The sequence below is a fragment of the Cellvibrio sp. ATLC23 genome (genome assembly GCF_057196725.1).
In genome coordinates, this window is the sequence record NZ_JBXUOS010000002.1 from 523,461 (window position 1) to 546,647 (window position 23,187).

The 23,187-nt window shown below is 49.9% G+C and carries 13 protein-coding genes; 4 read left to right on the forward strand and 9 right to left on the reverse strand.

All coding sequences use genetic code 11. The annotated features are described in order from the left end of the window. Window positions 1–167: 167 nt before the first annotated feature. The 3 genes from AC2CG4_RS05225 to AC2CG4_RS05235 form a co-directional block, all read right to left on the reverse strand. A complete protein-coding gene (locus tag AC2CG4_RS05225; protein ID WP_484485265.1) occupies window positions 168–626 on the reverse strand; it encodes a hypothetical protein in 459 nt (152 codons plus the stop codon). Window positions 627–691: 65 nt separating this feature from the next. Further along, entirely contained in the window at window positions 692–2,227 is a 1,536-nt protein-coding gene (locus AC2CG4_RS05230; protein ID WP_484485266.1) for a tryptophan halogenase family protein, read from the reverse strand. A gap of 32 nt (window positions 2,228–2,259) precedes the next feature. Then, a complete protein-coding gene (locus tag AC2CG4_RS05235) occupies window positions 2,260–3,213 on the reverse strand; it encodes a hydrogen peroxide-inducible genes activator (protein WP_484485310.1) in 954 nt (317 codons plus the stop codon). A gap of 278 nt (window positions 3,214–3,491) precedes the next feature. Here AC2CG4_RS05235 and xdp1 point away from each other — a divergent pair, with 278 nt between their 5' ends. The 4 genes from xdp1 (at window position 3,492) to AC2CG4_RS05255 (ending at window position 7,230) form a co-directional block, all read left to right on the forward strand. After that, on the forward strand, window positions 3,492–4,202 hold the full coding sequence (gene xdp1 / locus AC2CG4_RS05240; protein ID WP_484485267.1) for an exosortase-dependent surface protein XDP1: 711 nt from the start codon (window positions 3,492–3,494) through the stop codon (window positions 4,200–4,202). A 149-nt stretch (window positions 4,203–4,351) separates the two neighbouring features. Then, entirely contained in the window at window positions 4,352–5,125 is a 774-nt protein-coding gene (locus AC2CG4_RS05245; RefSeq protein WP_484485268.1) for a ThuA domain-containing protein, read from the forward strand. A 36-nt stretch (window positions 5,126–5,161) separates the two neighbouring features. Continuing rightward, window positions 5,162–6,664 carry a phospholipid carrier-dependent glycosyltransferase gene (locus tag AC2CG4_RS05250; RefSeq protein WP_484485269.1) on the forward strand — a complete coding sequence of 501 codons (1,503 nt, stop codon included), beginning with the start codon at window positions 5,162–5,164 and terminating at the stop codon, window positions 6,662–6,664. Window positions 6,665–6,666: 2 nt separating this feature from the next. Next, window positions 6,667–7,230, forward strand: a complete 564-nt coding sequence (locus tag AC2CG4_RS05255; RefSeq protein WP_484485270.1) for a PA14 domain-containing protein — start codon at window positions 6,667–6,669, stop codon at window positions 7,228–7,230. 74 nt (window positions 7,231–7,304) lie between these two features. On the opposite strand, the gene secD is transcribed toward AC2CG4_RS05255, so the two are convergent. The 6 genes from secD to AC2CG4_RS05285 all read right to left on the reverse strand — a co-directional run bounded on the left by secD (window position 7,305) and on the right by AC2CG4_RS05285 (window position 23,164). Further along, window positions 7,305–9,611, reverse strand: a complete 2,307-nt coding sequence (gene secD, locus AC2CG4_RS05260) for a protein translocase subunit SecD (protein WP_484485271.1) — start codon at window positions 9,609–9,611, stop codon at window positions 7,305–7,307. A 94-nt stretch (window positions 9,612–9,705) separates the two neighbouring features. Continuing rightward, entirely contained in the window at window positions 9,706–10,110 is a 405-nt protein-coding gene (locus AC2CG4_RS05265) for a hypothetical protein (RefSeq protein ID WP_484485272.1), read from the reverse strand. A gap of 139 nt (window positions 10,111–10,249) precedes the next feature. Further along, the gene (locus tag AC2CG4_RS05270) at window positions 10,250–13,249 is read right to left on the reverse strand and encodes a TonB-dependent receptor (protein ID WP_484485273.1); all 3,000 of its coding nucleotides are present in this window, start codon (window positions 13,247–13,249) and stop codon (window positions 10,250–10,252) included. A gap of 68 nt (window positions 13,250–13,317) precedes the next feature. Next, on the reverse strand, window positions 13,318–17,799 hold the full coding sequence (locus tag AC2CG4_RS05275) for an alpha-1,6-glucosidase domain-containing protein (protein WP_484485274.1): 4,482 nt from the start codon (window positions 17,797–17,799) through the stop codon (window positions 13,318–13,320). Window positions 17,800–18,065: 266 nt separating this feature from the next. Next, window positions 18,066–19,205 (reverse strand): acyltransferase family protein, encoded by a 1,140-nt coding sequence (locus AC2CG4_RS05280; protein WP_484485275.1) that lies wholly within the window; start codon window positions 19,203–19,205, stop codon window positions 18,066–18,068. A 98-nt stretch (window positions 19,206–19,303) separates the two neighbouring features. Continuing rightward, complete coding sequence (locus AC2CG4_RS05285; protein WP_484485276.1) at window positions 19,304–23,164, reverse strand: glycoside hydrolase family 97 N-terminal domain-containing protein; 3,861 nt, start codon at window positions 23,162–23,164, stop codon at window positions 19,304–19,306. Between the last annotated feature and the right edge of the window lie 23 nt (window positions 23,165–23,187).

Genomic DNA, 23,187 nt, shown 5'->3' on the forward strand with positions numbered 1-23,187 from the left:
AGCCCCTGAGGTGTAGGGGCTAGGCAAATGGGCGCAGGATATTACCCGCTTAGCAGGCTATTAGCAAGACAAGCACCGAAGTGGCAGAGGATGAAAAGCGAACCAGATTGACGCAAAAACACGCCAACCTGACGATTACCCTGCCCCCTAATCTACCATTGGCGGGACTAGGAGGATTTTTGCCAGCGCTCTGGAGTCAGGGTTTGTTTGGCGCCAAAAGCCTGCCGGTCAGCATCAGTAGCGCCATCTTTACACTCGCCGCGCACCCAGAGGTGATAGCGCGAAATACTGCGATCCAGCTCAAAAAAACCGTCGCGACAATAGCCCGCCTGTTTGACGGCATAAGCGGTATTCGTCAGCAGGCGATCGTAGGTATTGCGCCCCAGATCAACACCGCCTTGAGCAAACTCCCGGCCGGGGTCACTCCCCCTGCGCGCGACATTGATATGACTGGGAATTAACTCTTCCGGCCAGCGCAAACGATACGTGAACATTTTGCTAGTGTTGGGCAATATCTCCACCTCCAGCGTCTCGGTCATTTCGGTTTCGACATAGCTGCGCCCGTTGTTCGAACTACAGCCCATCAGCAACATTGCTGCCAAAATCAAAACTCCGCACTTGCTCATGCACACACCCTATTATCAATAATGGATTTCATACCACTTTGGCACTCAAGTAGCTGTGACCTGCATCATCCGCCCGAGTTCAGCGGCACGGCAGTTGGCGACTCCGCAGCTGCACCATAATGCTCCTCTAAATAGGTATCGTGCAAAGGTAAGGTTTTTACCATATTGAAAATGGCAGAGCGCGCCAACTTCAAGGTTTTGCTAATTCGGCCATAATCGAGACTATCTACATGCGGACTGTATTTTAATGGACGAATCCCCATCCCCTCGAACACCGACTGCCAACTGCTCGCGCGAAACAACTCATCATTATCTTCGCGCAAAATTCCGTGCCCTTTAAATAACTCAATACGCTCACGCAGGGATTCGGGCAGCACCAGAGTTTTACACCAGCGCCAAAACTCGCTGTCATCGCGCTCACTGGTGCAGTAATGCAGCAGAATAAAATCGCGCACCTCTTCGTAGTCTGCGCGCATGCGGCGATTGTACTCGCGCTGCAAGCTGGGCTCGCATTCTACGTCCGGGAAAAAGCGCAAAAATAAATCCATGCCGCGGGCGATCAAGTGAATCGCGGTGGACTCAAGCGGCTCGATAAATCCGCCCGACAAACCCAGCGCCAGACAGTTATCTTTCCACAATTCCGTGCGCCGCCCGGTAGTAAACTGGATCACACGCGGCTCACTTATCCGCAGGGCATCCAGATGTCTTAGCAATGTATTTTTGGCTTCAGCATCGGTGCAAAATTGACTCGAATAAACATAGCCATGCCCCGTGCCATTGCGCAACGGGATACGCCAAGCCCAACCGGATTTACGCGCCGTCGCCGTGGTATAGGGCATGCGCGAGCCCGCCACCTGGGTTTTAACCACTATGGCGCGATCGCAGGGCAAATAGCTCGACCAATCTTCAAACTCAACACCAAGTGCCTTTTCGATCAGCTGCGCACTAAAACCCGAGCAGTCGATAAAAAAGTCGCCGTGAATGCTGCGCCCATCCGACAATTCAAGCGCATCGAAAAAACCATTATCCTTGCGTAGCACCTGCACACAATTGCCCTCGCTGCGCACCACACCGCGCGCCTCAGCGTAGCGGCGCAGATAAGCAGCGACCAGCTTGGCATCCAGATGCACTGCATAACTGGCGCCGCCTATCGGCGTATTTATCGCTTGCATGGGAGGAAAAAAACGCTCCTGCGCCGCCATCACCGCACACGGCGAAAAATCCTGCAAATCGTACTGCTCCCCAGCCATAGTCGCCTTGAGCCAGCACTGATAAAAATCTTGCGCGTCGATGCGTTTACCCAGTGCGCCATAGGGGTGGAAATAAGATTGATTTTTGGTGCGCCAATCGACGAACTTAATCCCCAGCTTATAACAGGCCTGAGTCTCACGGATAAACTCGGCCTCATCGATACCCAAGCGGTTAATCAGGCGCACCACCGGTGGAATAGTGGACTCACCCACGCCAACCGAGCTTATTTCATCTGACTCGATCAACTCGATCTCGCACCGCTCGCGCTTGAAATGAGCTGCCAGCATCGAGGCTGCAATCCAGCCGGATGTTCCGCCACCGAGGATGACAATTTTTTTAAGGGGATTCATACCTGTACTCATCGCCACATGGCATTCAATTATTACCAACCTTGCAGCGGCAGCATGGTCTGCTCAACCGCTTCCTGCTCAGTAGTGAAATTCCAGTAGGCGCCACTACAAGTCTGGATTGCCTTGCGCAGCACATCAATCGCCTTGTGGCGCGGGAAACTTGCACGCCACGCCAACCCCAGCTTGCGCTGCCCGCCCACCAGCGGACGAGCGACCAATCGATTAGCTGCACATAATCCCGATTCTGCCGCTGAACGCGGCAACACACTCACACCCAATCCTGCCGCCACCATACAGCGCAAGGTTTCAAGACTATTTCCTTCAGCCCTGTGGCGTGCCGACTGATCATCGCGCCATTCAGGATGCAATGCCAAGATTTGCTCGCGCAGGCAATGCCCCGCTCCCGGCAACAGTAAATTGGCGCTTGCGATATCCGCAGGGGTAACCTCCTGCTTACGCGCCAGCGGATGCGACTGCGGCATAACCACCACTAGCGGCTCATCAAATAATTCTTGGGTCACTACATCCGGCTCAGTAAACGGCAGCGACACCACAATCGCATCCAGCACGCCATCGCGAAGCTTTTTGCGCAAACTCTCGGCGTAATCTTCCTGCACATAAAGCGGCATATTGGGCGCTTGCTGCTTCAGGTGCGGGATAAGCTGTGGCAGCAGATAAGGCCCCAAAGTAAAAATTGTGCCCAGCACCAAAGGGTTGCTCAGCTGATCTCTCCCCGCCTCAGCCAAGGATTTAATCACTGCCACATCAGCCAACAACAATCTGGCTTGGGCAACAATTTTATCCCCTAAGAGGGTGGCGCGGACGTTGGTTTTACTGCGTTCAAACAGCACCACCCCCAACTCCTCCTCAAGCTTGCGCACCGCAATACTGAGGCTGGGCTGACTTACATGGCAGCGCTCAGCTGTTCGGCCAAAATGCTGCTCTTCAGCAAGCACAACGATATAGCGCAATTCAGTCAACGTCATAAAACACTCGATGCTAGTGAACAAACCCAGTGTGCCCGCTGCCCGACTCTGGGTAAAGTTGCCACGCAGCCCAAAATACATTTAACAAGTCACCTCAGCCCGTTAACCGCTGCCACCCACAAATAGGATGATGTCGACATTTCTTACATAAAAAATTGTTGGAGCATAAGGTACAAAACGGATCACGCAGAAAATCAAATGGTTACAATCATGGCGCAAAAATTGCCTTAGATTGCGCTGCAGTACCTACCACTACTCACCCAATGGACTTAATTATCATGCTACCAATTAAATCGCTTATTGCAGGACTCGCATTGAGCACCGGCGTCGCTATGAATGCGCTTGCTGTACCGGTCACTATCAACCTGGCGCCCAACACCGCCGGCTACACCAATTCGTTTAGCTACACATCAACAGAAGCCAATGTCGTGGTCACTGGATGGTCCAACAAATCCACAGGTGACAAAGCCATCGCACAAGATCAAATTGCACGATGGTCTGGTTCGGGCATTGGCGTCGAAAAAGCAAACAGCCCACAACACTCAGTCGACAATTCCAATGGGGATTACGATGCCCTGCTATTCTCGTTTGACAAAGTTGTCGATGTAAGCGGCCTGGGCATTGGCTGGTACAAAACCGATGCCGATGTATCCGTATTAGCTTACACAGGCGCAGCCCCTTTCTCTGGCGGCCTTACCGGCTTTGGCAGCAACTGGGCAGCACTGCTCAGCAGTGGCTGGAGCGTGGTTGGCAACTACGATCGCAACGGCGTAGGTACTTTTGCAGTTAACCCTGCCGATGTGAAGGCGCAATATTGGCTGGTTGGCGCATACAACCGTGCTTTTGGTGGAACGCTTTCGCAAAACAATGATTATTTCAAACTTAAGTCCATCACCTTTGAAGCCGTTAAGGTTCCAGAGTCAGGCTCTGTGATGCTGTTTGCGCTGGGCCTATTAGGTTTGATGGCTTCACGTCGTCGCGCCGCCTAGTTCTCACTGCGAATTAGACCATTCCAAAAAGGGCGCTCTCAGCGCCCTTTTTTATTGCCTATATATTTGTATCGCTTATGATGGCGCCGGTTTAAAAAAAGATAAGAAGAAACCGGGACAACAATACCCCCTATCAGCGAGGCAATAATATGTATAGACGAATCGCGTTATCCTTTGCTCTGATCTGCGCATCCCTCTGCACCACCCTCAGCGCCCAGGCACAACAATTTAACGTTTTACTCTTCACCAAAACCAATGGCTGGCATCATGAGTCGGTTAATGAAGGGGTTACCGCCATGCGCGCTATGGCCTTGCGCCACCACTTCAATATTGATTGGCATGAAGATGCAAGCATCTTCAATGATGAAAAGCTCAAAAATTACCAAGCCGTCATTTTTCTGTTAACCACCGGCGATATCCTCAACGATGAACAACAAGCCGCGATGGAGCGTTTTATCCGTTCCGGCAAAGGTTTTGTTGGCATTCACAGCGCATCGGATACCGAATACGACTGGGACTGGTACACCAAAATGGTGGGGCGCACCTTTCATATTCATCCTGTTATTCAAACTGCCGAACTCACCGTCACCAATCGCAAATTTCCCGGTGTAGAGCGCATGCCAGAGCGGTTTTTGTGGACCGATGAATGGTACGAATTCGGCGCAGAGCGAATTAAAGGCTTGAATTACATTCTTGCGGTTGATGAGCAGACCTATGACCCCAAAGTACAGTGGGGCGAGAAAAAAGGTGAAGGCATGGGCAAATTTCACCCCATCGCCTGGTACCACGACTACGATGGCGGCCGCGCATTTTACACTGCGCTTGGGCACCTGCCCGCGACCTACAGCGACTCACTGTTTCTGGAGCACATCTACGGTGGACTTTATTGGGCAGCAACCGGTAAAGGTTTGCGCAAAAAATAATTCCTGACAACAACTTCAAATATAACAACAGACATCATGAAAAATTTCATAAAAAATTACGCACGATTTATTTATCCCGTCGTCATTTTGCTTATCTCACTGGGGGTTTATTTTCCCTATTACGGCACACCGCAAGCTATGTTTTGGGATGAAAACTATCACGTTGCCTCCGCACAAAAACACATTGACGGTGTGATGTATATGGAGCCACATCCGCCGCTCGGCAAACAACTTATGGCCATCGGCGAAGTTCTATTTGGCGGCAATGAAAAAGTTAACAAAAGCAAACTGCTGGAGACCGATTACCTCACGGGTGATAACGCACCGCCAGAGATGACCTATAAAGGTTTTCGCTGGCCGTCAGTGGTGATGATGGCGTTCTCGGTATTATTTTTTTACGGCATTATCAATTGCATCACCCAGCGCGCATGGCTCGCTGCCGCGTTCACCAGCATGGTGATTTTTGACAACGCTTTGGTCATTCACTCACGCGCAGCCATGCTAGAAGGCATTCAACTCTTTTTTGTGCTCGGTGCACTGTATTATTTTGTGCGCACCGCTACGCAATTTACCCTGCATCAAAAAATCATCCAACTTAAACACTATGCCATTCTCGGCGTGCTGATCGGTTTGGCGATTGCTGTAAAAGTGAATGCTTTTATTTTGCTGCTGCTGTTTGCAATGCTGTTTGGCATAGATCAATGGAGCGCAATTAAACAATGGGATTGGAAAGCATTACTCAAGCGTCTCGCCACCACCGTACCCTCAGGTGTGATTCCAGTTGCCGCCGTATTTTTTGCCGTCTTTTATGTTCATATCGGTATGGGCACACAGGTGTATCAAGATCGCACCTACAAAGCCTCGCCCGAATACCTCAATCAAATTCGCATGGGCAACACTTGGTCACTCAAAACATTTTCACTCGGCATGCGCGACAACTGGAAATACATGTCTGAATACGCCGATGGCGTACCGCGCTTGGATGTGTGCAAAGCCGATGAAAACGGCAGCTACGCCATGAACTGGCCACTGAGCAGTAAAACTATCAGCTACCGCTGGGATAGAGACACAGTTGATGGCAAAACCATTACTAAATACAAGTATCTGATCGGCAACCCGATTGTGTGGTTCTCAGTGGTCGCGGGTATTATTTTATCTTCCGGTTTAATTATTGGCCGCTTTATTTACAACAACCCGATTAAAGATGAAAAACTCTTCTATTGGATTTGCGCATTCACCGGCTTATATATCAGCTACATGATTGCGATATTGCAAATCGAGCGGGTGATGTATCTCTACCACTACCTGGTGCCTCTCCTGTTCGGCGCAGTCAATCTCGCACTTATTTTTAATTATATTTATCGCGATGAAGTGCTCGCCAATAATAAACACACCATTATCAACGCCGGCCTGTTTGCGCTGTTGGTCATCGCCGTATTTGCGTTTTTCTCACCCTTCACTTATGGCCTGGGGTTAACCGAGGATCAATTTGAGTTACGCAATTGGTTTAGCTTCTGGAAATTACAGGTGGTGAGATAATCATGAACATGCAGAACTTTTTAAATAAAAACAGTATTTTCACTGCGCTTATCGCACTCACTGTGATTCTCATCTTAGTGCGCATCACGCCAGTCACTGTCGATCCGGTAGTCAAACTGGTGATCACCAAAAACCGCGTCAGTATTGGCAACATCTATCAGCAGCGTGACATTGAATTCACCCGCGAAGTGATGGTCGACAACCTAAACCTGCTCGACAAAAGTCGTTTCAGCCATCCAAAACTGGGCAATATAGCAACCTATAGCGATGATTTTTTTGTCGATGTCGATCATAAAATCTCAGTCAAACAAGCAGACACCTATCGCTTTTTGATGGGCAGTGATGACGGTTTTTCGTTAAGTATCGACGGCAAACTAGTGTGCGAACATCTGGGCGACCGCCCATACACAGTACAACCCTGTTTAATCTTTTTAAACGAAGGCGATCATCAAGTACACATCTCCTACTTCCAAGGCTTCGGCAATTCCGGCTTCACCGTTGAATACGCACGTGGCGATGAAAAGCCGCGCTATTTTGGTGAAGATTCCAAGAGTGTAAAGTTTTAATTTTTCCCAAGCATGTCATCTAATGAATAACGCCTGTATATGCAGGCGTTGTTCATTTCAACTACCTTAGTTTTTTAGGGTAATGCATCAATTTCACGATGTGCAGCTTCTGCACTTGCATGCAGTTGTGATTTTCCTTTGCGCAACCGCCGCTCACCCAGCAGCAACACAATCGGAGCAGCGATTAAAATTGATGAGCTGGTGCCAATGACTATGCCGAATAACATGGGCAGTGAAAAACTGGAGACGGCGCTGCCGCCTGCAATTGCCATGGGTAAGAGGGCGAGGAATGTGGTGACGGAAGTAAACACCGTGCGCGTTAAGGTGGAGGTGATGCTTTCATTGAGCAATTGCACGAAGGGTTTGTCGGGGGATAAGCGTAAATTTTCGCGGATGCGATCAAACACCACGACTTTGTCATTCACCGAATAACCAATTAACGCGAGTAATGCGGCCACGGCAGTGAGATTAAATTCCACGCCGGCGAGCGCAAAAAAGCCGATGGTTTTGGTTAAATCCAGCGCGAGAGTGATGGTCGCGGCCAGTGCAAAATGGGATTCAAAACGAAGCCACAAATAACCCAACATGCCCAAGCCTGCCAAAATAATTGCAAGGATTGTAGCATCGCCAAAATCCCCGCTCACTCTTGGCCCAACCATTTCTACCCGTGAGAATTCTGCATCGGGCGAGATGGCTAGCACCGCGCTTTTAACCGCTTGTACACTCGCGCCGTTGGCGACATCTTCCGCTGATTGCATCGGCATACGCATCAGATAATGCCCTTGCGCGCCAAATTCCTGAATCGCCATGGGCACAGTATTTTGCTCGGTAAATACGTTGCGTAACTGCGCGATGTTAGTCGCGGGTGCGTTGACTTCAATCACCGTACCGCCGCTAAAATCGACACCGTAATCCAAACCCGGGCTGAAAAATAAAAATACCGAAGCGAGCGACAATACGGCAGATGCGATCAAACCAAAAAAGCGGGCGCGCAAAAAAGGAATGGTATTTTCACTGATGCGATCCAGCAATTTAATACCGGAAATATTGAGCGGCTGTTTACCCAATTTCTCTACCCGCCACTCCATCACCAAGCGCGTAAAAGAAATCGCAGTAAACATAGAGATTAATAAACCCACCGCCATAGTCACCGCAAAACCACGCACGGGACCACTGCCAAATAGAAACAATAGGCTGATGGCGATTAATGAGGTGACATTGGAATCGAGAATGGTACTGTAGGCGCGTTGGAATCCGGCGCGCAGCGCGGTTTTTGCGTTTTCTCCGCGCCGCGTTTCTTCGCGAATACGTTCGTTAATTAAAATATTCGCATCCACCGCCATGCCGATACTTAAAATAAAACCAGCAATACCCGGCAGCGTAAGAGTCGCGCCTAACAAACTCAACACACCAAAACTCAAACCTATATTGATCGCCAAACCGGTGCAGGCGATTAATCCCCAGCGGCCATAAATTCCCACCATAAACGCGAGTACCAATAAGGCGCCGACAATGCCGGTGCTAATGCCCATCGCAATTGCATCGCTACCCAGATCTGCCCCCACGGTTCGCTCTTCAATCACATTTAATGGCGCAGGCAAAGCACCCGCGCGCAACAGTAACGCCAAATCATTTGCGCTCGCACTGGTAAACGAGCCGCTAATTTCGCCGCTGCCGCCTTGAATGGCACTGCGAATTACTGGCGCGGTGACGACTTTGTCATCCAACACAATGGCAAGCACGCGACCAACATTGCGCTTGGTCATATCGCCAAAACGGCGCGCACCTTCGTTATCTAATTTAAAATTAACAACCGGTTCACCTGTCTCCTGATTAAATGCCAAGCGCGCATCGCTGATATGTTTTCCTTCCAACGCTACACGCTCTTCCAATTGATAACGCTCACTGGGCGTATCGCCCTGCACCGAAATAATTTTTCCGAGCAAAGCGGATTTTTCATTCGCCGCCCAATGAAACGTCATGCGCGCAGTTGTGCCCAATAATTCGCGGATATGCTGCGGATCACTCACACCCGGTAGCTGCACCAAAATACTGTCGCTACCCTGCCGCGTGATCATCGGCTCCACCATACCGGTTTCATCCAGACGGCGGCGCACCACTTCCAAACTTTGCTCCACTGCATCGCGCACGATTTGTTCGTGCAGCGCCGGGTTTTTATTAGCGGTTAGTTCGCTGGTATCTACTTCCAACAATAAATGCGAGCCGCCGCGCAAATCCAAACCAAGCGTTAATTGGTTTTGCGCATACCAATCAGGTAATTTTTTTGAAACTGAATCAGGTAATACATTGGGCAGTGCACAGAGCAGCCCAAATAAAATAATCAGGCCATAGACAATCGCCCGCGAAAAACGTGTTTTCATAGCTAATACTCCACCATGCTTTCTTTTTTACCCACATGAACGAGCAAAAAGGAAAACAAAAAATTTAATTAAGTTGTTTTAAAAACGGGAGTGATTAAACGAGTGGCGGAGCGCGGGAGATATTGAGCGTCTGCAATTGCAGCAAGCTGAAATACGGGGAATGAATGATTGGCTTGTGCGTATTCGCCGTTATTAACGGCAGCGCAACTATAAACTCATTTGCACTTAATACCCAGATTGGCTCGATGGGTTCAGCAGACTTGGGCTGATCTTTATAACGATTAAAAAGGCGTTTGAGCGAAAATGAGTGCTCGCTGCTAGCATGCAGCGGCATGTCCACCGACGCCACACGACCATTGCGCTCGACATCGCTGCCGCTATGCTGGATGTGATCGCCAACACTACCCAAGGCCAATAGCCACAAAAATCCAACAGCCAGAATCCCGCTCCATAAGAGCCGGTTAAAGGTTTGCTGTTGCATGGGAGAATGGATAGGCATAGGTGCGCCGAAGTTTGAAGTAGGCAAGAGATGGGGCGAGCTTTTGGTGAATCAAGGGAGAGTGGAAAATAAACTTTATGCCAATAAAAAAGGCGCAACAAATGCTGCGCCAAATCATCGACAGGATGATGGAGAAAACTTAGAACGTGTAATTCACCCCCAAATACGCGGTGCGGCCAAACCATTGCAGGGTGCGGGTTAGCTGTTCGTCGAACATGTAACTTCTGTTCGGTTCGTTGGTGAGGTTGCTGATGGAGAAGACTAGATCTAAACCGTTATCAAATTTATAGGCGGCTTGATAATCCAGCAGGGTTTCTGGTGCATAGATAATCGGTTGCAAGTTGATGTTGCGTGTCTCGCCGACAAACGAATCCTGGAAGGTGGTGGATAGGCGTGTTTCAAAACCGCCGTAGCTATAGAACAAGGTGAAGTTTGCTGACTTTTCTACCAAACCGGGGAATGGCAGATTGTTGTCGCCTTCAAAACTTTCGACCGGATTTACCACACTGATTTTACTGTCGGTGAGTGAGTAACTCGCACTTACACCTAAACCTTGCCAAATTTCTGGCAGGAAATTAAAGGTTTGGGTGTAGGACACTTCCAGCCCGCGAATGTAACCGCCTTCCTGATTATTAATCGAGGTGGCGTAGTCACCGTTTTGCACTTCCGCTTCAACAAAGTTGCCGCCGCCGTCGTTGACAATCCAAGTGTCGGGCATATCAAAACCGGCTGCACGGAAATCAAAATTTTCGTAGGTGATATCTTGAATAAACGATTTGATTTCACGGTGATAAACCGCCACCACAAATGCACCGTTGTAGTCGGGCATGTAATGCTCGTATGACAGGTCAACTTGGTCTGCAATAAACGGCGTTAAGAACGGCGAGGTATTGCTACCGTAGTTGAAATATGGTGTGTCGCCACGCAGCGAAACCGAACCTTCTGAGTCGGGCGCAGCCAAGCGATTAATTGGCGGGCGCGACAAGACACGCGCCAAGGCCAAACGCAAATAATCATCTTCTGCGAGGCTGTAATTTAAATTGAGCGACGGCAAATTGTAGCTGTAGGTCGCGCCTAAATCTTGATAGGAAAAATCAGTTTTGCATTCGCCGACTTCATCGCAAATTTCGCGCGCGCCTTTTTCCAGATTGCCGTTCACATTAATCAATGCAGTACTGGTTTGCTCGGTATTTACATGGCGCACACCGATATTGCCCACTAAATCGCGATTAAATAATGTGGTGGACAAATTAGCTTGCAGATAAAACGAGGTGACGTTTTCATCGATTTCCGAGCGCTGCTTCATCGACCAATCGCGCCCTTCACCCCAGCGTGCCGCAGGGTCAATTGAGCGTGGTGATGCAACCGGATTTAAATTGCCAGCGGTTACCGCAGGCACTGGGGCTAACACCAAACCATTCTCATAGGCTTGCTGAATAATTTTGTCGCCATCGATCGCGAGGAACGAGGGGAAATTAGCAAACTCGCCTTTCCAATTGACTACGTCCGAGGTGTCGGTGGTGATTGGCAACGAGAAATCGGTTTGAATAGTGCCGTTGGCGCCGTCGCCATACACAAATACTTGCCGGCGATCTTTATGGTTGCGCTCGGAGTAGCGCGCACCCGCTTCTACCGAACTAATCAGCGGCAATTCCAATTCGTATTTCAAATCAAAACGCGCGGCGCTGATCACATCGTCATTAATGCGCGGATAGCGCTCGTAGTTGGTCATGCGCAAATTGCTGACGCCTGCAGCATCGTACTGGGTGTAATCGCGGCTCAGGCTGATGCTGGGGCGATTAATGCCATCGAGCAGATACGTCATGGATTGATCCGGGTCGCGCTCATAGGCGTCAAACCCGGCAACAGGCGTTGCTTTGGGGCGATACAAATGCGCACGCACTACGCCATCCGCCTGCACACCCGATGCGTCGGAGTGGGACAAATCGAGCGCGGCGGTCAGTGCATCTTGTTTCCATTTCAGATTCAAACCACCGGATAACAATTCGTTAGTTTGCGTTACATCGTTGCTGTTGATTTGCAAATTAAATGCGGTGGGGTTGGTATCGCCCACTTTGAATTCACCACCGACTACGGCGATATTTTCAAACAACACCAAGTTGCTAATTTCAGCATTTTTTAACGGTTGGATACGGAAGCCGCGTGAGTAACTATCGGATTCAAACTTGGAGTAAAACAAATCCGATTGCACCGAGAGGTGTTCGTTGGGTTCGAATTGAATGGCAGCCATGTAACCATCGCGCGTCTCCTCACCGCCGGTTTGGAACAACTCAAAACCATCGCTCATAAATACGGCGGCCGGGCGGTTGTCGGTGGGCACTGCGTTGAAATCGCGATCCACTATAGTGGTGTTCAGGCGGCTGGTTGGCTCCAGCAGGCTGTAGGCTTCGCCTTCGTAATTGTATTGCTCAAAGCGAGTGGCCGAACGCGGCTGCAGCAAGTGCGCATAGCCCAGGGCTACACCTAAGGTGTCATCAAACAATTTCTTCTGGAAGGACACGGAAAAACGCTGCCCCATTGGCTCGGCACCGTAAATATCACCGGCTTGATCGTTGTAGCTGCCGCGCACGCCGATAGACACTTTCTGGTCTTCGGTCATCTCCAGCGGGTTGGCGGTTTTTAACTCCACCGTACCCGCCACACCACCTTCAATCAGCGAAGCCTTGGGCGACATGTAGACTTCAACCGATTGGATTAACTCCGAGGGGAACTGGCTGAATTCCATCGCGCGGGTGCCGTTGGGCGATACCTGCTCACGACCATTCAGGGTCGAGAAAACAAAGCCTTCACCCATGCCGCGCACCTGAATCGTGCCCGCCTGCCCGCCGGAGCGGGTGACAGTGATGCCCGGCACACGGCCAAGGGCATCGGCGATGGACACGTCGGGCAAACCGCCGATATCGGCAGCGGAAATCGCCTGCACTACGGTATCGGCGTTGCGTTTGGTATCCAGACTGTTTTGAATGGAGCGAGCGTAACCCGTCACCATCACTTCTTCGATTTGTACCTCTTTATCCACCTCTGGCGCAGCATCTTGCGCCAGCAGGGCGTGGGACATTGAGGTCATGGCCAGAGCAGACACTACAGCGGCCAGCGGCTTTACAGTAAATGTTTTCATATGCTTTATCTCAGCGTGTTATCTGTTTGCTATCGCTTCAAGCGCCCTCACGGGGAGGGCGCGACCGGTTAGTTCAGCGCATCAACGGTGATGGTGATGGCGTTTTGGCTGCTGGTATCCAGCGTGAAGCGGTAGTCACCGGCGGTGGTAATGCTTAGGCCGATATTGTCGTTAGAGCCTTGGGTCAGCTCGGTGGGTTGCCCCAACACCGCCGCGGAACCACCCAGGTTGGGGTTGCTCCAATTAGCCTCTGCCACTTTGAACATGTAATCCCCCACTGCCATGGTCAGGGTTTGGGTATAAAGCCCTTTACCCACGTAGTTGAGGCGGTTGACGCTGTTGGTATCGCCCCAGCCAGACGAGGACACAGTGCCGCGCAGGTAGATGGGCGTAGCGGCAAACAGATCCTCTTGGTAGACCTTGATCGAAGGTGCTGCCGGGTTGCTTGCATCCACTTCAAAGCGATAGTTACCTGCCGTGGCAATGGTCAGCAGCAAGTTGTCGTTGCTGCCTTGGGTCAGGCCGACGTAATCACCCAGTGTCACCGCCGTAGCCGAGCCCAAGTTGACTGTGCTCCAGTCACTGGACGCGACTTTGAACATGTAATCGCCCGGCGTCATGGCCACGCTGATGGCGTAGATACTCTTGCCTTCATGGACCAACTTGTTACCGGAATTGGTATCGCCCCAACCAGAGGCTGTGACGGTGCCGCGCAGGTAGACCGAAGTCGCTTTATAGGTGTCCGGATCGATCACTTTCAAGGTCGGTGCGCTGGTGCTGGATGACGCATCCAACTCGAAGCGATAAGTGCCAGTGGTGGCGACGTTAATCGCGATATTGTCGTTACTGCCCTGCGCCAGCGTAATGCTGCCACCCACTTCGATTGGCTGATTGGAGCCCAAGTTTGGGTTGCTCCAATTGGCTTCAGCCACTTTAAAGTTATGGGCGCCAGCAGTGACATTGAGGTACACCGCGTAGATGCCATCACCTTCGTAGGTCATACGGTTGGCTGCGGTGGCATCCCAACCGGCGGCAGACACATCGCCACGCACATAGAGCGCGGTATCGCCATAGGGCACGGCCACACTGGAACCTATAGTCACGTTCGCCGCCAAGCCCATACCCTGTGCACCCGCTTGCGGTTTCACAAAGACAGCGGTGGTGTAGGCAGGCACTGTAAACACACCGTTTTCACCATCGACGGCAAAGCTGGCGTTGCGCACTGTGGCGTCAGCCGAGTTTTGCTGCACTTGATGCAATACAAAACCACTGGCAGTTTTAACCTTGGGCGATTGCGCCGTTGCGGTCGCGTTGACGACCACCACAATGGCATTTACCGCGGCATCCAAATCGGCACGCGCAGTTGCGCTGGTACCGGAAACCGTGCCAACACCGTCATCGATACTCATCACAATCAGACCGGCAACCTGAGTTTTGCCGCCGTCGTGGAAGCCGACGCGATCCATGACCTGCTCAGCGGTTTGCAAGCTGAACAACGGGCTGCCCGAGGCGATTTTGAGGAACTCGTTGAACACTGCAGACGACTTAGCAATATCGGTGGCCATCGGCTTGGTATTGGGGTTGGCAAACAGCGCTTTTACATGCTCATCAGTCACGCCATCGCGCAATTCCGGCGGCAGGCCTACTGCCCAGTTGTTGTTTTGTTTGGTGAAATCCACCGCGTTAAACCAATCGCCCGCGTTGTAGCTATTAGGCGACATGGATTTAGAGCGCAGCAGGTCGCTACCCATTTGGATAAACGGCACACCTTGGCTCAACAGCGGCACCGACAGGGTCAGGCTATCGACCCGCACACGATTGGCGAGCGACATATCGCTAGGCAATGCGCCGGGGCGATGCATCCAATCCCACAGGGTTTCGTTATCGTGTTTTTCAACGTAGTTGATGGCTTCTTGCGGATCGAGGTTGTAAGCACCCACAGTTGCCGCCTTGATCACCGCACCGGATTTGGTTTTGAGCATAAAGTCTTTCAGGTTGCCCGCCAGACCGGCGCGCACTGCATCCAAACTATCGCCTTTGACCAATGCCATCTGCTGCAGCGGATTGCGCAGGCGGTCATTGAAAGTGCCTATACCCGTACCGGCTAATGCCTCCTGCACTGAGCGCTCAGCAATGCGATCGCCCGAGGAGCCGCCACCGGGTGTCCAGGCTTCGGCGTAGAAGTAGTTATCCGGGTCAACCGCTTTCACTGCGTTGTAGGCATCGACCAATACAGCTTTGGGCATATAACCAGACTGGTCAAAACGGAAGCCATCCACTTTGTAGGCTTGCGCCCATTGCACTACGGAGTCGGCGACAAACTTGCCCATCATGCGATGCTCAGTGGCGGTATCCGGGCCTGCGCCGGTGCCGGTTTCCGGCTCGCCGGTGGCGGGGTTAGTGCGATAGTAATAACCGGGCACAACCTTATCGAATACCGAATTGGCAGCCTGATTGCCCGATGACACTGTATGCGGATACACCACATCCATCACCACCCGCAAACCGAGTTGGTGCAGCGCCATATTCATCGCGCGCATTTCTTTCACGCGGGTAATGCCGTTGGGATTAGTGGCATAGCTGCCTTCTGGGGCATTGAAATGCTGCGGGTCATAACCCCAGTTGAAACCATCCAAATTAGCGATGGCAGCGATCAAGTTGCGCGCCTTGTCAGATTGCGGATCAAAACTTTCCAACACACTGCGCACAGTGGCACCGTTGCTGACCGAACCATCGCACACACTGACCGAGGCTTTGTTCGGCACTTTTTGGCAGAGTTCAAAAATGTAGCTGTCCAGATTGACCTGTGCATTCACATCTTCTTCGATGTTGGAGCTGTCGTTATTTGGCAGCAAATGCATATGAGTTAAACCAGCATTTACTAACTCACGCAAGTGTGCAACCGGTGCTGAATTCGCTTCAGTAAACGCCATGTATTTGCCGCGATAAGCCACCGGAGTACTTTGATCATTGATACTGAAATCGCGGATATGACCTTCGTAAATCGTCATAGCTTCAGGCGCAACAACCGTTGGAATTGAATGACCATCCCAACCGGCGGGTTTTGCATCCGCATCGTCCAAATTCACAAATTGTGAGTAGCGGCCATTGGTCGCGAGCGATACAGAATAGGGATCAGTCACTTCCAAACGCTGTACTTTTTTCGCTTGCGCGTTGTAAGTGGTTACACGGAAACGATAAAACTTGCGATCCAATTCCGCGGCAGAACCGGTGTAACTCCAAATACCGGTATTGGCATTCCACTGCATGGCTTTGGAATCCGCCAAGCGCAATGGCTCGCCCGAATAAATACGCAACTCTACATTTTGTGCGGCCGGTGCCCACACCGAAACGCCCACACCATTGGCATAATTCACGCCGAGTTTTGCTTCGTCTGCATCATTAACACCGGCGGTGTACAGTGCATCCAATACCCGTGGCAATTGAATACGGGTTGCGCGGCCACGCTCTACACTGACCATCGCCCCACTGCTGTTTTCTTCAAGTGAATCGTAACGGCCAAGAATTAACAGCTCATCTTTTAAGGCCGCTTTGATGGTGTCGAGGGAGATGCTCGCCGGTAAATCGTACGCGGTGTAAGAAGCCAAGTGCGGCACCAAGGCCTTCTCTTCATTGGTCATTGGGCGGCCAGCATTGAGCGTCGCCAACAATTGACCACCGGCGATACTGCCGTTGTCTGCTGCCGTCATACCACCTTCGGTAGAGCGATAAATTTCAACTTTTTTATTTGCCGCAAATTCGCGATTCCAAATGATAGTGCGCGGGCTAATCCAATGGGCTTCCACATCGGTAATGCTCAACAATGGGCGCTTCAAACTGCACACATCGTTAATACAAATCGGCAATGCACTCACGCGGCTGTTGCGCATATTGTCTGAGTTGATAATCACCCAGGCCATGCGCGCGTAATCGCTGTCATCACGTTTAATATTGATTTGTAAATCGTTGGTCTGCGCTGCACCACCGGGAGTTTTAATAATGTAATTGCCGCAAGTGCCTGTAGCGCTAATCGGAATCACAAAATAAGCGCCGTAGTAGGGGTCGTGTCTTACGCCGATGGGGCCATCATCTTTACTCGCCACACCCGGGCCATTGGGCCAAGTGGTCGGAATCGCATAACTGGCACCTTTGCCATCCACCACTGTACTGCCCCAGCCGTTGCCGCAGTCTTGCCACAAATGCAGGTTGTAGCTGGCAAAACTATCCAACTTGGTGTCGCTATCGACATTGACATAAATAACCGCTTCATTGGGGCCAGCAATTTTTTCCGGCACGGGAAAATCTGGCACTACACAAACTGCGCCATTGCGCACTTGGCCTTCGGGGCATGGCGGCGGCACATAGGGCTCGCGCGGCTCACCGCAGGTGCCGTTATCCAACAACACCAAAGGATCGCGGCAGCTGGGAAAATTAGTTTGTTTATTGTCAGTACCGCTGCCACCGCCACAAGCGCTGAGCAGCAACGCGCCAAATGTTAGAGCCAATAGCCCCAACCTCTGCCGTGTTAAAAGATCGCGTGAAATGATCATTGGATTTATCCCCCGGTTAATTATTTTTGAAATGAAAATTGCGCTAAAAAGATGAGATTGGAAAACCAATAAAAAATAAATGGACACCTGTGGGTCTAGTCTATGAGTGCAAAAAATCATCCGCAATTTACATACGTATGCAAAAACTCAGGTTAAAAAAAAGCCCCTTTGCATACGTATGCAAAGGGGCGAAAGTGGAATAAAAGTAACACTTTTAACGCTAGCGAAAATTCATCAACGCCTGCAGCATTTCTCGCACAGAAAAATCAAAGCTGAACCTCTGCAGATAATTCTTTCCGCACCGCGCGCGGCCTAAACCAGCGGCGCCCCGGCACTTCAACATAACGATAGGAAAAATGCGCTGAAATTAGAGTCAACACCAAAAACACTACAACATAAATTAACTTGAACAGCGCCGGCAATTGCTCAAGGGCAAAAGCCGTTTTAATTAGCGGAAAGGTAAACCAAAATACAAAAAACCAAAGGCCATGAATTAAATAAATAGAGTAAGAAATGGTTCCAATATACTGAAACACAGGTTTATTCAGCAGAGTATAAATTCGTGAGTGGTTATAAGAGGCCGCCAACAATAACAATACAAACACCGGCACAATCAATAAATCAATAACATAAAAATGAAACATCAATGCAATGGCTAGCATTAACAATACAAATACACTATCCCGCTTTAACCAGGCTTTGCCCCAGCGCTTGATATAAAACTGGTACACACCCAAACCGATAATGAATTCAAACAGACAACGTAAAAATCCGTAGTTAAAGGTGATATCTAAATTGCGCCCGGGTAACAAATAAACCAGCATGCACAAGCCGATAAGTGCGAGCGCGACTACAGAAAGAATTAACCACACCGGCTTTTTCCACAACCCAATCACCAATACCAGTGCCGCAACATAAGTCCACCACTCCGCACCTATCGACCAAGAAACCATATTCCACGAGAGATAAACATGCTGATTCATGGCATTAGCAAACAATAACTGCGACGGGATTGCACTCGCGGCAAAATAGGTTCTCCAACTATCGTCAACCACTTGCGGGAAAACGTAAGCGATAAGCGGAGTGGACAAGATTAATAACAGGAGGGTAAATAAGTGCAGTGGATAAATACGCGCAAACCTGGCCCAAAGATATTCCTTAATACCTGCGGGTTTATTTGCTGCCTGCAAGCGCGCACCATACACATGCGCAATAATAAACCCGCTGAGCAAAAAGAAAAAATCAACCCAGAGATAACCCTGCGAAAAAATCCCGGTACTGGTGCGCGGCAGCAATGCACCCAGATCGCGATAAAAAAGGCTGACATCAATATGGAAGAGCACTACCCAAAGCGCCGCTATACCGCGCAAGGGTGTTAAGGAGTGAATGTAGTGAGAAGGCTGCATAAAAAATCCGTTTGAGCTTATTGTTTACTGAAGCAGCATACCCAAACAATTTTTAACCACCAACTCACTACATACGTATTCAATCAGAACAAACTCAATTAACGACTGTTTAGTTGTAACACTGTCGATTCCAGTGGCGCCAAGTGAACAACCAGACTCGCGGCGCCGTTCTTCACCACCAAATTTGCTGGAGCAGAATTATTTTCCAGGCGGGACACCAAAGGATAATTGCCATCATTCAGACCCCACATTTTTATCAAGTGCGCAGGCACTTGCAGCTCAACGTTTTTTATTTCAGTTGCACTGAAATTACTCACCACTAACCACTGCTGTTGCGCATTCCAGCGCGCAAATGAAAATACTGTGCCGTCATACCCATTGGTATTTGCGCGATTGTAGGTGTGCAGTTCAGCATAATCACCGGCAAAACCTGACTCTTGTGCCGAGAGAGTTAACAGCCGCCGATAAAAATCGCGCAGTGATTTTTCAGCAGCAGTAGATTGACCGCCATCAAACTTGCCGCCATTTATAAAACGTTGGTGTGCGGGCACACCGCCATAATCAAAAATACTGGTGCGCGACGGATCGCCAAAACCCAAATCCAAGGCTCCCGCCTCACCTACCTCTTGCCCAAAATAGATCATGGTTGGCGAGCGACTAATCAGCGCGGAAATCACCATCGCCGGTTTTGCTTTTTCAGCGCTGCCGGCAAACTCCGGGCTGGCAATGCGCTGCTCATCGTGATTTTCCAAAAAGTGCAGCATGTGCTCTTCAATATCACTGATGCCCGCTTGCACCGAGGCGATCAGGTCAGTACTCGCCTTGCCTTGCATAATCGCTTTTAAGCTATCGTACATTTCTACTTTATCGTACAAATAATCCATTTTTCCTAAACGAATATAATTGCGATACTCTGCCGGGTTATACACTTCCGCCAATAAAAACGCGTTGGGATTTTTTTGTTTTATCGCTGAGTTTAAATAACTCCAGAATTCCACCGGCACCATTTCAGCCATGTCATAACGAAAGCCATCTACACCTTTATCTAGCCAATACTCGGCGATCTGGCGGAATTTAACCCAGGAATCTGGCACGGTTTTTCCCTGCCAAAATTGTGCGTGAGCGCGCACATCTTTTTGTGCATAGTCTGCAGGCAAAAGTGGGAAGTCCTTGCTGCCATCGGGGCGCACACCGTAATTAATTTTGACGGTTTCATACCAGTCATCGAACTTTGGTTGCGCCAAGCGCGAACCATTGCCAGTCCATTTTGCGGGCACTTCTACAAACTTCCCATCGCTCAGCGAATGGGCTTGGCCACCAAGTGGGCGATAATTATTTTCCGATGCAGGCACTTTAAATTCTTCACCCACCACATAATAAAAATTATTGTCGCGTGCATATTCAACTGTTGTGTCATCAAGCGCACCGAAATCTGTAACGCCGGCAGGTTTACTCAATGAGTGGTACGCACGCGCGATATGATTGGGCACTATATCGATAATAACTTTCATGCCCTGCGCATGAGTGCGCGCAATTAAGTCTTCAAATTCTTGCAGGCGTTTGGCGGGGTCAACCGCAAGGTCGGGATTTACGTTGTAATAATCTTTCACCGCATAGGGCGAACCAGCGCGACCTTTTACAACATCCGGGTCGTCATTGCTGATGCCATAGGCAGTGTAATCACGAATCACCGCATGGTGTGGCACACCGGTATACCACACATGGGTCACACCCAAGGCTTTAATCGATTTGAGTGCAGTTTCATTAATATCATTAAATTTCCCCACACCATTTTCTTCAATCGTACCCCAGGGTTTATTGGTCTTATTGGTGTTGCCGTAGAGGCGCGTGAAAATTTGGTAGACCACCGGTTTGCCCTGTTGTGCCAGCGCTTTAAACCGAATCGCAACACCGCCGCTGGCACCCAACTTAAAATTCAGCACGTCTTTGGCCGTAACAATTTTCTTTTCAATGACCATATCGTAAGGATTAGTTTTCCATTCGGCTTTGGCGCCATCGCGATAAATTTGCGCTTCGTATTGTTTATTTGCATCGAGAAAATCGAGTGAAACTGAAATATCACGCGCATGTTCATCGGTAATTGCCCCTAGATACCAATCCTGCCCATTACGCTCTTTGCGCGTAATTACACTGTAATCCCCCACTTCACCGGCAAGCGCCTTTGACGTTTCCCAATCGGTAGGTACATCGAGAATAAATTGAAAGGCAGGCTTAATTGTTTTGCCATCGGGCTGCAGATAATTTTCAATTAAATCCGCCGCCATTTGGATGGGACTGTAAATAATCACGTAGAGCGCCAGCTCTTTTGCAAGGGTAGATTGCACACGGTTTTCTGCATCCAGCCCATAGGGTGCGAGATTAAAAATACCGGGAGTGTAATCCATAGGGCCAGCCAACATACGGGTGTAGGGCAATATCACCGTATGCTCAGGCGAATTGGGCGGCGAGCCCCACGCGTTATATTCCTGCCCGCGTGCGCCTTCCCGTGCAATCCAGTTGGGATAGGTGCGGCGCAAGCCGGTATCTTTAATCGGCTCGTGGGTATTGATACTGATATTGCGTTTGGCCGCTTCAGTCACTGAACGCAAATATTCGCCCACCATAAATTGACCATCGTGCCACTCGTTGCGCGCTATGCCGTTTTCGTCGATACGCTTGGCTTTGCCGCCATCGGCGACATAGCCGGTTTTTATTTGGGTGACACCGTGTTTTTTATACAAGTCATAGGCAGCGCCCATCTGGTTTTTATAATTAGTGACTGCACCAGAGGTTTCGTGGTGACCCACCAAACGCACACCTTTACTCAACCCATAACGGGTAATTTCGGCGATATCAAAATCTTGATAAGGTTTGGTAAAACTAAATACATCGCCGTTATAAAACCATTCACCATCCCAACCTTCGTTCCAGCCCTCTACCAACACGCCGTCAAAACCATAGCGCGCAGCAAAATCCATATAGGCTTTAGTATTTTCAGTGGTAGCGCCGTGTGTTGGCCCTGAACCCCAAGTGTTTTTATTGAGGTGCATACCCCACCAAATGCCAATATATTTGCCCGGTTTTACCCAGCTCACATCACCCAGTTTATTCGGTTCGTTTAAATTTAAAATTAAACTTGAGTTAATTAAGCCCGCTGCGTTATCGGCAATTTGAATCGTGCGCCATGAGGATTTAAAACCGAGTTTAGCTTTTACTTTAATGCCATCTGACCAAGGCGTGAGCTCGGCTTTCAATACGCCATCGCGCTGTTGATCTAACACCATTGCGGCATAATCGGTCAGCGCCGCCTCGTGAATACTGACATGCACACCCGAGGGCAATTTAAACGTGAACGGTGTGTGCGCGCGATCAACCTTAGTCAGCGCGGTAGTGTTATATAAAAATTCGTAGCGATTCCAGCCGCGACCAGGAATCCACCACGCAGTAGTTTGCGCGGGATCAGGAATAACAAACTCGGTTCTTTCATCAATAATGTCAATTTGTGCAGCGCGTTTTTTAACTAACCCTTTTTGCTCGGGCACTTCATAGCGAAAACCCAAGCCGTCATTAAATACGCGCACGCGCAGGTTCATTATTTTTTTAGTGTTGTGAACACCGCTAAAGCTGACCAATAATTCATTGTGCTGATCGCGCATCACCCGCTGCTCACCCCAAGGCTGCTCCCAGGTTGAATCTGCTGATGCGCGGGTGTGCGATGTGATTTTCAAATCGCGCACAAAGCCATCAATATCGTTAAATTCCAAACCCAAGTGCGAAGGTTTGATGATGTCATTACCGCGATACTTCACCGAATAACTGGGTGTGCCAGCTTCGTCAGTCACAGAAAAGATAATATTCCCGTTGGGCGATGTCTGGCTCAGGGTTTTAGCGTTGAGCGGCGCGCACACCAGTGCAACGAATATAACCCACAATCCAGCATGTATTTTTTTTGTATTCATAGTTCTCTCATTTAATGCGATAG

Bases quoted from the DNA above. Each gene is read 5' to 3' on its own strand.
- AC2CG4_RS05250 (WP_484485269.1), top strand. From the start codon at position 5,162: ATGAAAAATTTCATAAAAAATTACGCACGATTTATTTATCCCGTCGTC.
- AC2CG4_RS05285 (WP_484485276.1), bottom strand. From the start codon at position 23,164: ATGAATACAAAAAAAATACATGCTGGATTGTGGGTTATATTCGTTGCA.
- AC2CG4_RS05230 (WP_484485266.1), bottom strand. From the start codon at position 2,227: ATGAATCCCCTTAAAAAAATTGTCATCCTCGGTGGCGGAACATCCGGC.
- AC2CG4_RS05280 (WP_484485275.1), bottom strand. From the start codon at position 19,205: ATGCAGCCTTCTCACTACATTCACTCCTTAACACCCTTGCGCGGTATA.
- AC2CG4_RS05265 (WP_484485272.1), bottom strand. From the start codon at position 10,110: ATGCCTATCCATTCTCCCATGCAACAGCAAACCTTTAACCGGCTCTTA.
- xdp1 (WP_484485267.1), top strand. From the start codon at position 3,492: ATGCTACCAATTAAATCGCTTATTGCAGGACTCGCATTGAGCACCGGC.
- AC2CG4_RS05235 (WP_484485310.1), bottom strand. From the start codon at position 3,213: ATGACGTTGACTGAATTGCGCTATATCGTTGTGCTTGCTGAAGAGCAG.
- AC2CG4_RS05245 (WP_484485268.1), top strand. From the start codon at position 4,352: ATGTATAGACGAATCGCGTTATCCTTTGCTCTGATCTGCGCATCCCTC.
- AC2CG4_RS05275 (WP_484485274.1), bottom strand. From the start codon at position 17,799: ATGATCATTTCACGCGATCTTTTAACACGGCAGAGGTTGGGGCTATTG.
- AC2CG4_RS05255 (WP_484485270.1), top strand. From the start codon at position 6,667: ATGAACATGCAGAACTTTTTAAATAAAAACAGTATTTTCACTGCGCTT.
- AC2CG4_RS05270 (WP_484485273.1), bottom strand. From the start codon at position 13,249: ATGAAAACATTTACTGTAAAGCCGCTGGCCGCTGTAGTGTCTGCTCTG.
- AC2CG4_RS05225 (WP_484485265.1), bottom strand. From the start codon at position 626: ATGAGCAAGTGCGGAGTTTTGATTTTGGCAGCAATGTTGCTGATGGGC.
- secD (WP_484485271.1), bottom strand. From the start codon at position 9,611: ATGAAAACACGTTTTTCGCGGGCGATTGTCTATGGCCTGATTATTTTA.